Annotated in this window: 12 protein-coding genes; 4 read left to right on the forward strand and 8 right to left on the reverse strand. The window is 47.1% G+C overall.

What is annotated here, in order from left to right:
- Positions 1–253: 253 nt before the first annotated feature.
- From corA to lptM, 7 genes are all read right to left on the reverse strand, one after another.
- Positions 254–1,204 (reverse strand): magnesium/cobalt transporter CorA, encoded by a 951-nt coding sequence (gene corA / locus Xbed_RS04445; RefSeq protein WP_086111741.1) that lies wholly within the window; start codon positions 1,202–1,204, stop codon positions 254–256.
- A gap of 88 nt (positions 1,205–1,292) precedes the next feature.
- Positions 1,293–3,458, reverse strand: a complete 2,166-nt coding sequence (uvrD, locus tag Xbed_RS04450; RefSeq protein WP_479688289.1) for a DNA helicase II — start codon at positions 3,456–3,458, stop codon at positions 1,293–1,295.
- 143 nt (positions 3,459–3,601) lie between these two features.
- A complete protein-coding gene (gene yigB / locus Xbed_RS04455) occupies positions 3,602–4,318 on the reverse strand; it encodes a 5-amino-6-(5-phospho-D-ribitylamino)uracil phosphatase YigB (protein WP_086111743.1) in 717 nt (238 codons plus the stop codon).
- Positions 4,318–5,232 carry a tyrosine recombinase XerC gene (gene xerC, locus Xbed_RS04460; RefSeq protein WP_086111744.1) on the reverse strand — a complete coding sequence of 305 codons (915 nt, stop codon included), beginning with the start codon at positions 5,230–5,232 and terminating at the stop codon, positions 4,318–4,320. The genes yigB and xerC overlap by 1 nt, the downstream gene beginning before the upstream one ends.
- Positions 5,229–5,933 carry a DUF484 domain-containing protein gene (locus Xbed_RS04465; protein WP_086111745.1) on the reverse strand — a complete coding sequence of 235 codons (705 nt, stop codon included), beginning with the start codon at positions 5,931–5,933 and terminating at the stop codon, positions 5,229–5,231. The genes xerC and Xbed_RS04465 overlap by 4 nt, the downstream gene beginning before the upstream one ends.
- A 47-nt stretch (positions 5,934–5,980) precedes the next feature.
- Positions 5,981–6,805, reverse strand: a complete 825-nt coding sequence (gene dapF / locus Xbed_RS04470) for a diaminopimelate epimerase (protein ID WP_086111746.1) — start codon at positions 6,803–6,805, stop codon at positions 5,981–5,983.
- Positions 6,806–6,839: 34 nt separating this feature from the next.
- Positions 6,840–7,028, reverse strand: a complete 189-nt coding sequence (gene lptM, locus Xbed_RS20655) for an LPS translocon maturation chaperone LptM (protein WP_086111747.1) — start codon at positions 7,026–7,028, stop codon at positions 6,840–6,842.
- Positions 7,029–7,103: 75 nt separating this feature from the next.
- On the opposite strand from lptM, the gene cyaY reads away from it, so the two are divergent.
- On the forward strand, positions 7,104–7,424 hold the full coding sequence (cyaY, locus tag Xbed_RS04480) for an iron donor protein CyaY (protein ID WP_086111748.1): 321 nt from the start codon (positions 7,104–7,106) through the stop codon (positions 7,422–7,424).
- A gap of 151 nt (positions 7,425–7,575) precedes the next feature.
- Here cyaY and Xbed_RS04485 read toward each other — a convergent pair whose 3' ends face one another.
- Positions 7,576–10,176 (reverse strand): class I adenylate cyclase, encoded by a 2,601-nt coding sequence (locus Xbed_RS04485; protein WP_086111749.1) that lies wholly within the window; start codon positions 10,174–10,176, stop codon positions 7,576–7,578.
- A 628-nt stretch (positions 10,177–10,804) separates the two neighbouring features.
- Between Xbed_RS04485 and hemC the strand changes: the two genes are divergently transcribed.
- Genes hemC through hemX form a run of 3 tightly spaced genes read left to right on the forward strand, consistent with a single transcriptional unit; the run spans position 10,805 to position 13,661 of the window.
- The gene (hemC, locus tag Xbed_RS04490) at positions 10,805–11,746 is read left to right on the forward strand and encodes a hydroxymethylbilane synthase (protein WP_086111750.1); all 942 of its coding nucleotides are present in this window, start codon (positions 10,805–10,807) and stop codon (positions 11,744–11,746) included.
- On the forward strand, positions 11,743–12,483 hold the full coding sequence (gene hemD / locus Xbed_RS04495; protein WP_086111751.1) for a uroporphyrinogen-III synthase: 741 nt from the start codon (positions 11,743–11,745) through the stop codon (positions 12,481–12,483). Before hemC ends, hemD begins: the two co-directional genes overlap by 4 nt.
- A gap of 20 nt (positions 12,484–12,503) precedes the next feature.
- Positions 12,504–13,661, forward strand: a complete 1,158-nt coding sequence (hemX, locus tag Xbed_RS04500; protein ID WP_086111752.1) for a uroporphyrinogen-III C-methyltransferase — start codon at positions 12,504–12,506, stop codon at positions 13,659–13,661.
- The last annotated feature ends 2 nt before the right edge of the window (positions 13,662–13,663 follow it).

Below are 13,663 nucleotides of genomic sequence, written 5' to 3' on the forward strand. Positions count from 1 at the left end.
GTTCATTGCCTGTTCCTCCCCAGAGCGGTTTTTGGTGTGCACCAAAACTTTGCTCTTGGAACAGGCACTTCGTCAATTCCTTATCCGGAATTCGGGTTACTCAGATAATTTTCAATTCACTGACATCTTTAAAACCCAGATACTTGAGTAGGCAGACAGTCCCCCAAAAAATAGATGGCTAAGTAACAAGACCAGTGAAAGTAGCTGACAATGCAGCTACTTGGCAGATAAGAGAGAGATGACGGCGGGATGATTACAACCAGTTCTTCCGCTTAAAGTAGAGATAAGGCGCCAGTCCCGCAGCGATCATCAATCCAATGGCCGCAGGGTAGCCGAATGTCCAATTCAACTCCGGCATAAATTCGAAGTTCATGCCATAACTGGACGCCACCAGCGTGGGCGGCAGGAATACCACGGAAACAACGGAGAAAATTTTAATAATGCGGCTCTGTTCAATGTTGATAAAACCCATCGCCGCCTGCATCAGGAAGTTCACTTTCTGGAACAGGGATTCGTTGTGTGGCAATAGGGATTCGATATCCCGCAGGATCTCACGCGCCTGTTCCAACTGATTAGCAGGCAAGCGGGCACGACGCACAAGGAAGTTCAGGGCGCGCTGGCTATCCATCAGACACAAGCGGACTTTCCAGCCGATGTCTTCCTGTTCAGCAAGGTTGGACAGGGCTGAGTCAAACTCATCCCCCTGTTTGCCTTCCATTATCACCCGACTTAGGGATTCCAGCACACTGTAGATATTTTCAATCACGTCGGCCAACTGTTCGATCTTGGTTTCGAACAAGTCCATCAGCAGTTCATAGGCATTCCCGTCAACCAGAGTCTGGTTACGGGCGCGCATTCGGTATAATCGAAATGCAGGGAGTTCACGCTCTCGCAATGTGTAGAGACGACCGTCGCGAATAGTAAAGGCGACTGTCGAGTTGCCAGCATGGTCTTCGGCGTCTTCAAAATAGAAAAATGAGTGGACGTGCATACCATCTTCATCTTCAAAAAAACGGGCCGATGCCTCAATGTCATCCAATTCAGTGCGGGTCGCCAAGACTTGTCCCAGCTCATTCTGGACCCGGAGACGATCACTATCCCCCAGCCCCACTAAATCTACCCACATGGAGTCAGATAACTGATCACCTTCTTCAAATTCAAGACGGAGCAGGCGATTATTCTCTAATTTAAATGCGTTCAGCATGTACCATAAGTCTCCTTATTTTCCCTACGTTGATCGTAAGGCGCGAATGTTACGCTCAGAAGAAAAAATTTGTCAACATTCGACCGGATTATTGGCCCGTTTCGAGTCTGGCATAAGCCGCCACCAGCCACTTGATGCCTTCACCCTGAAACGCGATTTGCAAGCGACAATGTTCCCCACTGCTTTCAATGTTGATAATTGTCCCTTCACCAAATTTGGGATGGCGTACACGCTGCCCAAGGGCATAGCCACTGTCATTGGCGCTGATAGGCGTACCCAGCCGTTTATGACTGACCGGACGGGATACCGTCGCCCGCAAACGGACTTCTGTGACACATTCTGTCGGCAATTCCCCAATAAAACGCGATGGGCGGTGGTTCACTTCCTTACCATATAAACGGCGGCTTTCTGCGTAGGTCAGCGTCAGTTTTTCCATCGCCCTTGTGACCCCCACATAGGCCAGGCGACGTTCTTCTTCCAGCCTCCCGCCCTCTTCAATGGACATTTGGCTTGGGAACATGCCCTCTTCCATGCCGACAATAAAGACTTGCCGGAATTCCAGACCTTTTGCCGAGTGCAGAGTCATCAATTGCACGGCATCCTGATAAGCATCAGCCTGACCTTCCCCTGATTCAAGCGCGGCATGAGAAAGGAAGGCTTGCAGTGGCATCAGGTCTTCGTCTTCATCCTGATAACTGAATTGGCGGGTTGCCGTGACCAATTCTTCAAGGTTTTCGATACGCGCCTGAGCTTTTTCGCCTTTTTCTTGCTGATACATAACCCATAGACCAGAATCCCGGATAATGCGATCGGTTTGGATATGCAGTGGCATTTCCTGTGTTTCCGTTTCCAGCGCCTCAATTAATTCGATGAAACGCTGCAATGCCGATGCCGCCCGCCCTGCCAGCACTTTCTCCTGAATCAATGACAGGCAGCTTTCCCATAACGTTTTTTGCTGGTCACGCGCGACTTGACGCACAACATCCAGCGTTCTGTCACCGATGCCGCGCGTGGGCGTATTCACCACACGCTCAAAAGCTGCGTCATCATGGCGGTTTGCCACCAAGCGCAAATAAGATAAGGCATCTTTTATTTCCTGACGCTCGAAGAAACGCTGACCACCATAAATGCGGTAAGGCATGGAAACCTGCAACAAGGCTTCTTCCAGGACACGGGATTGAGCATTACTGCGATAGAGGATCGCACATTCTTTCAGTGCCCCGCCATTATCCAACCAATGCTTGATACGACCGACAACATAGCGGGATTCATCCAGTTCATTGAAGGCGCAGTAAAGTGAAATCAGCTCGCCTTCACTCCCTTCTGTCCACAATTTTTTGCCCAAGCGATCGCTGTTATGCGCGATCAGGGCATTGGCAGCCTTAAGAATATTGCTGGTCGAACGGTAGTTTTGCTCCAGGCGGATGGTTTCCGCGCCGGGAAAATCCTTGAGGAAGCGCTGGATATTTTCCACCTGCGCGCCCCTCCAGCCGTAAATGGACTGATCATCGTCACCGACAATCATCACCTTACCGCTATCGCCAGCCAGCAGGTGAATCCAAGCGTATTGAATACTGTTCGTATCCTGAAATTCGTCTACGAGAATATTAGTAAAACGTTCACGGTAGTGTTGCAGAATTTGGGGTTTATTTAACCACAGTTCATGGGCACGCAACAGCAGTTCGGCAAAATCGACCAATCCTGCGCGATCACACGCCTCTTGATAGGCTTGGTAGATTTTCAGCCATGTCGCTTCTACGGGGTTACCATAGCTTTCAATGTGTTGAGGACGCAGCCCTTCATCTTTTTTGCCGTTGATGTACCACATGCCTTGGCGAGCCGGCCACTGTTTGTCATCCAGATTCATCGCCTTGATGATGCGCTTGATTAAGCGATGCTGGTCTTCGCTATCGAGGATTTGGAAATCCTGCGGCAAATTGGCATCAAGATGATGGGCTCGCAGTAAACGGTGGGCGAGACCATGAAACGTGCCTATCCACATGCCTCCCTGACTGGTTCCAATCAGGTTTTCAATTCTATGACGCATTTCAGCGGCGGCTTTATTGGTAAATGTGACCGCCATGATGGAAAACGGGGAGGCATTTTCAACTGACAGTAACCAAGCGATCCGGTGAACCAATACGCGCGTTTTACCGCTGCCAGCACCAGCCAGCACCAGCATATTAGTACGGGGTGCCGCGACCGCCTCGCGTTGTTTATCATTCAGGCTTTCGAGCAGAGAAGAAACGTCCATAATTACCATCAGTTAGTTTTAATGACTTATTTTTCAATGACTTATTTTTCAATGAATTAGTTTTCAATGAATTAGTTTTCAATGGCCCTGTTTGGGTATATCACTCAGTCTCACTGTTCTTTTATACAGATTACAATCTGAAATTATATCAGTGCTATCAAAGAAGCCAAATCAGAAATCTCAACATGTGGAACCAAGCGTCCCTCAGGTTCCTGCATGAGATCTTTATGCTCAATGTTAATCCAGCAAGCCTGCATTCCACTACGCAGCGCCCCTTCTACATCCGTGCTTAAGTTATCGCCCACATGCAGGATCTGATGTGTGGGTAAATTCAACCGGTCAGCCGCCAGATGGTACATATCCGGATAAGGTTTCGCGCGTCCATCCTGACCGGCTTTCAGCACAAACTTGAAATAAGGGGCAAGCCCACATGCCGCAGGTTCAGCATTCCCATTGGTGATCGCCACCAACGGAATTTTTTCCGCCAGTACGGACAGGGTGTGATGGGTCGATTCCGGAACGGTGATTTGATTACGCCAGTATGCAAAGCAGGACATCATTTCATCCGTACCACGCACCGTTTCCTCATGATTAAAACCGTAGTGATTGAACATCAGCTCTACGGACTGCCGACGCCATGATGTAACGTCGTGGTAAATATCAGGCGCCAGTTCAAGAACGGCCTGACGATATAAATACAGATCTTCACTCTCAAAGTGACTAAACTTGGCATCGTAGCGCCTGATAAAACACAACACTTCTTTTTCGGTTTTATCGATGACAGGATGGTTATCGTAAAGAGTATCATCCAGATCGAATGTCATCGCAGCAAACGGCGCGATAGGCCGATAAAAACGCATTATGATTTCCCTCGTTTGGCTCTTGGGTGGGCTACATCATAGACTTTGGTTAAATGCTGGAAATCCAGATGGGTATAGATTTGCGTCGTTGACAGGTTGGCATGACCCAGCAATTCCTGTACAGCACGCAGATCACCACTGGATTCCAGAATATGCGTGGCAAAAGAGTGGCGCAATTTATGGGGGTTGATATGACTGTTTACACCTTGCCGAATGCCCCACTGTTCAAACCGTTTTTGTACGTTACGGGCAGAGATCCGTTTCCCGCTCTGGGAGGAAATGAAAACCGCATTATCTTCCGGCTCAAACAGCTCCCGCATTTCCAGCCAGCGCTGAAGCCATTCCTGCGCCATACGGCCAAACGGCACCTTACGTTCTTTGCTGCCTTTACCGAGCACCCAGACTTCACCACTTTCCAGATCCAAATGGTGACAATCAAGGCCAACCAGCTCAGACAGACGCAAACCTGCGCCATACATCACTTCCAACATGGTTCGGTCACGCACTGACAAAGGGTCATTTAAATTGATGTTAAGCAGTTGGTTAACTTCATCCACATCCATGTTTTTAGGTAAGTGGCGTTTCTTACGGGGCGCGCTGACACTCTTGGCGGGGTTGGCAGCCAATTTCCCTTGTGTCACCATCCAGTCAAGAAAGCTGCGCAAGGAAGAAAGGCGCAGGGCAAGACTGGCAGACTGCAACCCTGCCCGACGACTGCGGGAGACAAACATTCTGACTTTCACCGGATCAAGCGCCTGCCATTCACGCATTCCGATCTCCAGTGACATTTCCGCCAGCACGGCCAAATGGCGTCGATAGTTGGTTATCGTGACCGGGCTTAAACGCCGTTCAACCCTCAGATAGTGCAAAAAGACTTCTACCGGCTCCAGCAGCAGATCGATCGGCTGATTCATGCGCGTTCAATCCAGCGAGATAATAGTCCCGGCAATAGCTTCGACAAATGGTCGAGAATGTCAGTTCCCATACCTTCGTGATAATGCTGTTTATTATGGCTATTGAAGATCACCATCCCCAAATCCCCTTGTGACCCTAAAAGGGAAATTGCCACTGAACCCACATGACGGGCTTGTGGCATCAACAATAAAATTTCCGAGCCATACAAAGTGCCAAGGTAATGATTGGTATCACCAAATCGCTTAATGCGAACAGGCTCAAAAGCGTGGCGGGATATCGTCAACTCCGGTGAATTCAGTGGTGCTCCAAGATGCCATTTATCACTGAACAGTCGAATATAGCTGTTACTTAAACCCAGCGTTTTTGACCATAAACTCAAGCGGGAAAGGAAATCCTGCAAACTTTTGGCACCAGAGAGATCTGACAATAATTGCAGCAGGCGGCTGAACAGCACTTCATTCTGTTTTGCCTGCTCCACCAGATGGATCAAATCATCTTCCAGGTAGCTGATACGTTTTCTCTGACGGTTCATATGCCATTCCATCAAAGAAATGCACTCCCGCACCGGATGGGGAACTCTTATCTTATCGACCATATTGGCATTGCGGATAAAAAAATCGGGATTATTCAGCAAATAATCCACTACCGCCTGATCATCCAGCCTGTTTGCGATATGCAGTGGTTCGTCTTTTTCACCCATTTCCAATGCCCCATATTACAAGAATGATTCAATAAACACTGAATCAATCATAAATGAATCGTGCCATCATAAACGTGGGTTGCAGGCCCAGTCATAAAGAGGGGGTTACCCGGCCCATCCCAGCGGATTTGCAAGGAACCGCCGGGAAGATCGACTTGAACCTGCTTATCCAGAAGATTTTGCTGGATACCTACCGCCACGGCGGCACATGCACCGCTGCCACATGCCCGCGTCTCGCCGGCACCACGCTCGAAGACACGCAGCCGAATACGGCTCCGGTTTATGATCTGCATAAAGCCAACATTCGTCCGCTCAGGAAAACGTTCGTGATTTTCCAGCACCGCTCCCAACACGTCCACCTCAGCCGTCTCTACATCTTCAACCTGTATGACACAGTGGGGATTTCCCATCGACACGACACCACAAAGCACTGTGCGTTCGATTGCCCGGATAATATAGGTCTTTTCGGCTTTCTGGGCACGAAAGGGAACCCGTTGCGGCTCAAAGTCTGGCTCTCCCATATTGACACAGACTTGATCATCATTTGTGATGCTCAATACCATCCGCCCTGCCCGCGTACTGACCTTGATATCACGCTTATTGGTCAGCCCCTTCAGACGAACAAAACGGGCAAAGCAACGCGCCCCATTGCCGCATTGGGAAACTTCGCTGCCATCAGAATTAAAAATGCGGTAGTGGAAGTCTAAGTCAGGATCATAAGGGGCTTCAACCATCAAAAGTTGATCAAAACCTATCCCAGTATTCCGATCAGACAGACGGCAAATTAATTCCGGAGAAAAATAAACATTTTGGGTCACTGCATCAACGACCATAAAATCATTGCCAAGACCGTGCATTTTGGAGAACTGCATATACGACTCCAAGAAAAATCACATTACCGGCTCACTATTTTTGAGCATCCGCTGGCGTGTTATTTGATATATTCTTTGGTTGCGCCCTATCCACATTGTTCACAGGGGGCTGTGTTGCAGATGCCTCTGCGGGTGGAAAATAGAGAGGACCTTTCAAACCGCAACCAGTCAGAGAGAGTAGTGTTATGATAGTCAATGACCAACGGAGTTGTTTTTTCATCATATTAATGCCTGTGATTCATACGCCAATACTCTCTATAATCGCAGCTAGGCCCTGAAAAGCAAATAGGAAATAAACATGAACGATAGCGAATTTCATCAATTAGCCGATCAATTGATGCTTCATCTTGAAGAACAATTGGATAATTATGATGGAGATGCGGATATTGACTGTGAAACCAATGGCGGCGTGATGACGCTAAGTTTTGAAAACGGCAGCAAAATCATCATTAACCGCCAAGAACCTTTCCATCAAATTTGGCTGGCCGCCAAAAATGGGGGTTATCATTTTGATTATCGGGATAGCCAATGGATTTGTGATCGCAGTGGGGATGATTTTATCTCCATGCTGGCACAGGCCATCACTGAGCAGAGCGGTGAGCCATTTCAATTTTCGTGACTCTTTGTCGTTTATACCTGACAAAAGCCATTTTTTTATAAAAACTGTCACCTTATAAAAACGGTCACTGTATAAAAACAAGCGCCTAATCAAACAGGCGCTTAGAGAATTTGATGGAGACAATGACTTTTTTCAATTAATGGTACAGCTATCAATAATGGTACAGCGAACGATAAGACTCATGCGCCCGAGATGGCTCTTCGAAGCGCCCATCAAGATGGAACCTGGTGTTGTTGGTTTCCATCTCATCCAGTGGGAACGTCCCCTCCACAAATGGCGTGACATGAGTACGTTCGCCTTTCTTAATGATTTGGTAGAACTGCGGCAGGTTGAAATTGATAAAACTGGAGCCATAAGTAAAGCGATCATGCGAGGAAGAATAAAAACGGCTGATATCACGTACCAGCTCCTCTTTGCTTCCTTCACAATGGGAGTAAATTTCTACCCGATTTGATTCGTCAAGAATATAGATATTGAATCCTTGTTCATTTTCTATGTCTTCGAAAAAAAACTGGATCATGCCCTCACAGGCAAACCCGTCGATTACCGGGGGTAAATGTTTTTCCTTGGTGTCAATCTTAACGGGCAAACCGTGCAGTTTGGTATTGGAAATTGCACCATAGAACTCCACCGCATTTTCCAATTTTTGTACCGAAACGTTGAGCCGTTCAAAGAATAATCCCCAGGTTTGGCCTGAAATTCGTAAGGCTTTAAAACGATTGGGGTTCTGACGATTACTGGAAAGACGCAATTCTATACATTCGGAAACCAATTGCCGGATACGGGTACAGATAAGCCCACTCAAGTGTTGGCTATAACAAAAGACCTCAACGTCAGACGGAGGTGCGGCATCCTGATGCATTTTGCCTAATATGGTCTTCAATGCTTCCAGGACTGATTGTTCACCACTGAAATGCAGGGTTCTTACTTCATTCCATGAATTGCGGTAAAGCAAATCGATACTGCCTACCAAACATTGTTGCAATTCACCAAAACTGAAAACATTCAGCTTCCTTAAATCAAAATGCACAAGCTGATTGGAAAAGGCCACGGTAGGATCTTCTTCCAAATTGACAATAATTGCCAAGTGACGAATTTCACAAGGACTGTACAACGCTTTTGGCGTGGGTGCAGGTAAACGGATGGGGAAATGCGTCGCAATATCATTGACCAGATCACACAATTTATTTCTGTCGCACTGAGATTTCCCGTGATGAATGTGAATCCGGGTCTCTTTGGTCAATAAGCCATTGAAATAGGTCCAGGAAACTAATTTATTCAAATAACGGTTATATTCCAGCGGCTGATACCCAATGATCGATTCTATCGTCGGGGCACGATTGTAAAGATACCAACCACTGCGGTTGATACGCCCCGGAGGAACATAAATGAAAGTCAGGTCCTGCTCAGACAAATCTGGCGATATCTGCGGATTCACCAGGGTCACTTTACCGGGTAATGCTTCAAAAGCCGCATATAATTTGCGGGTCAATACCCCGATATCCTGCGGGCTGGCGCTGACACTTAAATTGTTGCGGCGGGCAAAACGGATCAGGTTGCGATAACTTTGCATCATGGTATCGAGCAATTCATTGTGGGCTTCACGCACCTGCTCAATCTTCCACGCGCTGCGATTATCCAGCATGGCCAATTTGTTGCCATCCCAGCCCCATTCATGCACCAACTGGGACATGACTTGACGACGCCAGCCTGTGCAACCCCTATCATCACGGCTGTCCAGTAACTTCTCACAGACCTTCAGGTAAAAACAACGACGCGCCAAGTCCAGGCGCGTCAGATCGTTTGTGGCCGTAAGATAACGGGTGACGCGCTCCAGCATCATGCTATAAGCATCAAGGCCAAAGGAAACAATCGAGCCATCATGGAAGTATTGCTTCATTTCCATTGCCAGAAGTTTGCCATTGGGGTATTCCCATGAATAAGCCTCCAGAAGCAGGCTTTTCAATACCGCCTTATAAGGGGAATCCACACTTTTATAAAGCTGCCAGAGGCTCGCGCCAAAATATTCTTCCGCAGATAATTCACTCAACCCGCCGAGATCCAGCCATTCATTTGGCGTTAAAACACCTTGTGCATAGAGGGAAAGGACATATTCGTCGTAATGCGCTTCTTCTTCCACAGGAACCATCGCCCACAGCAAGCGCTTACCCGCCATACAGACCGCCGTGCGATAAAATTCATCAAGCAGGAGAATGTGTTGGGTAGAACCGCAATCTTCACCGTTCAGACTGCCACTGGCATTGTGCCGAAAGCGATTTTCATCAATCAGAAAAAAGGTAACCTCAATCCCCAGTGTCGCGGCCCACTGTTCTATCAAGGTACATTTTTGCTCCAGTAACACTTTCTCATCATTATCCAACCAGGATTGATGACAAACCCAGATATCCACGTCAGAGGAATAACTTTGCCCGATAGAAGAGGTACTGCCCATTGAGTAAATGCCTGTAATCGGCAATTCACCATTAGAGGTCTGTGACAAGGCACCAGCAAGCTGGTTTTCCAAATCATTAATCCAAAACTGCTGTGATTCATCAGGCGTAAAAAAACAAACGCCATGGGGAGCGTTGCCTTTGATATAACCCGGCATCATTGGATGATGATAATGTAATAATACTGGAATTAAACTATAAACTTGCTTAAAAGCGTCACTCATTGAGCTAGTTGCGCGTTCTAGTCTAAGTTGGTTAATTGCATCCAGTCGCTGCTTCAGCGTTTCAATATAGAGATACAAGAGTTTCGCCTGATATCAGTTCCAGTGCCCGAAGTAGTCCCCTGTTTCCGATAACGCATGGTATTACAAGATCATTTAAAATTATTTTTACAAACTTATTGTCGGAAACGTGATCAATTTAACACCTTGCAGTCGAAGCGTAAAGTATGCGCGACTCTCTCCCTCCCTTCCCCACAGTAGTCAGGTAACAATTAATTTATTGTAAAATAAGGAGTTAAGCATAATATCGATACATTAATATGTTTTTTTAAATAACTATTATAGTTGATTATTTTTCATATAGGCGATGTAAGGTATTGTAAAGCATCAGACTTCCATCATTATTTCTCCTAATAATATTTTTTAATTGTTAATCGCCTTTCTTCGTTTTTTACTATCCAACTCTTCTTGAATTTTTAATTTGCTTTTAAATCAGTCTGTTTGTTTATTTTCACTATTTAAATAAACATTATTTTAATATTTAAAATTATTTTTATCTCATAACCTGTATATCCATCGCCTATTTTGCTTTTTCTTGTGTTTTCGTAACTGGAAAAAAAATCATTGAAATGTTAAAACTGGCACTATTTTCTCACTAATTGGTGGCTAACGAGTGGCTAACAAGCCGCTATGCCCAATAGACTTATCCATGACAATGAAAATCATTCGCATCGCTACCCGCCAAAGCCCATTGGCTATGTGGCAGGCGCAATATGTTCAAAAACAGTTGGAACACTTTCATCCCGAATTGAAAGTCGAGCTGGTTCCAATGGTCACTCGTGGCGATATTATCCTCGATACACCCTTGGCAAAGGTGGGGGGCAAGGGCCTGTTTGTGAAAGAGTTGGAACTGGCATTGCTTGAAAAGCGCGCGGATATTGCTGTCCATTCCATGAAAGATGTCCCGGTCGAATTTCCTGCCGGTTTGGGGTTGGTCACAATCTGTGAACGGGATGATCCACGGGATGCTTTTGTTTCAGTAAAATATGCGTCGCTCGATGACTTACCGGCTGGCAGTATTGTTGGGACTTCCAGCTTACGCCGTCAGTGTCAAATCTGCCAGATTCGCCCTGATCTTGTCGTCCGCGATTTGCGCGGTAATGTCGGCACTCGCCTGAGCAAACTGGATAACGGCGATTATGATGCCATTATCCTTGCCGCCGCCGGGCTAAAAAGGCTGGGGCTGGAAGAACGCATTCGTATGCCATTGGCACCAGAGTTACTGCTGCCTGCCGTCGGTCAGGGCGCGGTAGGGATTGAATGCCGGCTTGATGACCCGCAAACCCGTGAATTACTGGCGCCCTTGAACCACGCCAAGACCGAAACTTGCGTTCTCGCTGAACGAGCCATGAATACCCGCCTTGAAGGGGGTTGTCAGGTTCCGATTGGCAGTTATGCCATTTGGCAAGGAAGCAATATCTGGCTGCGTGCCTTGGTTGGCGCTCCTGATGGCAAAACAATCGTGCGCGGTGAAAGAAGAGTCTCACCAGAAGAGGCCCGTCAGGCTGGAGTGGCGCTGGCGGAGGAATTATTGGAAAAAGGTGCCCGCCAGATTCTGGCTAACGTATATCAGAGGAATCCACCTGAATGAGCATTTTGATCACCCGCCCTGCTCCCGCAGGAGATGAATTGGTCAAACGACTGCGGGCTGTCGGGAAAACAGCTTTCAGCGCACCACTCATCGAAATTTATCCGGGAGCCGATTTGCCATTGTTGTCTCAAAAGCTGCAATGCCTGTCTGCGGGGGATCTGGTTTTCCTGTTATCAAAAAACGCCGTTCATTATGCCAATGAGCGGCTGGTTCAAGAAGGTCTGTCATGGCCCGATAAGCTATCTTATTATGGCATCGGCAAATCAACTTCCCTGATGTTTCATCAACAAACCGGGTTGGAAATTTTCTGGTCTGGGCAGGGTGAAACCAGTGAAGACCTACTGCAACTCCCCGCCCTACAACAGATGAACAATAAAAAAATTTTATTGCTCCGGGGAAATGGGGGACGTGAAGTCATTGCTTCTACACTAAGGATACGGGGAGGCACCGTGGATTACTGTGAATGTTATTCACGGCAACCTGTCAAATACCATGCAGCCGACTTCAGTCGTCACTGGCAGCAATGTGGTATAAAAACCCTCGTTGTCACCAGTGGCGAAATGTTGCAACTATTATATAACTTAATCACTGACAGCGATGGAAAAGCCTGGTTATTGGGTTGCTATTTAGTTGTGGTCAGCGAACGCCTTGCCAAGATCGCCCAAACATTAGGCTGGCAGACAATCAAAGTCGCCAAGAGTGCAGACAATGACGCCTTAATTCAGGCGCTAAAATAAACCAATATGGGATGTCCATTATGACGGAACAAAAGCAATCCACCGATGCGGTTGAGACAAAACACCCTCAGCAGCCTGAAACGGCTCCCCATAAACCCAAACGTTATGGATGGGTGGGCAATACCCTCTCAATTGCCATTTCGTTGGCGATAGGTGTGGGTGGCCTTTACATTTATTATCATGGTAAACAGCAGAACGCCGTATTAAGTGCCGAAAATCTCGCTCTTCAGCAAGAGCTTGCCTCTCTGACACAACAGCAGTCTGCCGATAAACAAAATTTTGATACCCATCTTCAGGCACTACAATCTTCCTTACAGCAATACAGCTCACAAAATCAGCAACTAGATGACCGCCTCGAAGAGCTTCAAACCCGTATTTCAGCCCTTTCACATACGGATCTCGAAAGCTGGCGACTGGCACAGGCAAGTTCCCTCGTCAAGATGGCGGGACGCAAGATATGGAGCGAACAAGATGTCACGACGGCCATTGCATTACTGAAAGATGCCGACCAGAACCTTGCTGAGATGGATGATCCCAGTTTGATCTATGCCCGCAAAGCTATCATGGCAGATATCGATTCTCTGACCAAAATCAAGCAGACTGATTTGGATGGTATTATTCTGACGCTGAATCAGCTATCAAACCAAGTCGATAACTTACGTCTGGACGATCAAGTAGAACAGACTGAGCCAATGGAAACCAATAACCACGAAATCTCGGCTTCACTTTCCGACTGGCGTAAAAACCTGAGCAATAGCTGGCACAGTTTTATGGATAATTTCATCACTGTCACTCCACGGGATGGCAGCAAAGAACCCCTGTTGGCACCGAATCAGGATTTTTATCTACGTGAAAATATCCGTTCCAAACTGCTGATTGCCGCACAAGCCGTTCCCCGCCATCAAAATGAAATTTACCAGAAGGCGCTTGGCTCGGTTGACGAGTGGGTAAGAAGTTATTTTGATACCTCGGTCACCGATGCAAAAAACTTTTTAGCGGATGTTGACTCACTGGAAAAACAACCACTCTCTATTGATGTTCCTGAGCAACTCAGTAGCCAGCCAATACTGGCAGACCTGGTACGCAAGCGGATCTACAACTTACCGCATTCTGTACAATCGCAACCGGCTCCCGCAGAAGCGTCCGGTCAGGCAGAAACCTCTGTTGAGGGGAGCTGAGT

The organism is Xenorhabdus beddingii (assembly GCF_002127545.1).
Classification (GTDB): domain Bacteria; phylum Pseudomonadota; class Gammaproteobacteria; order Enterobacterales; family Enterobacteriaceae; genus Xenorhabdus; species Xenorhabdus beddingii.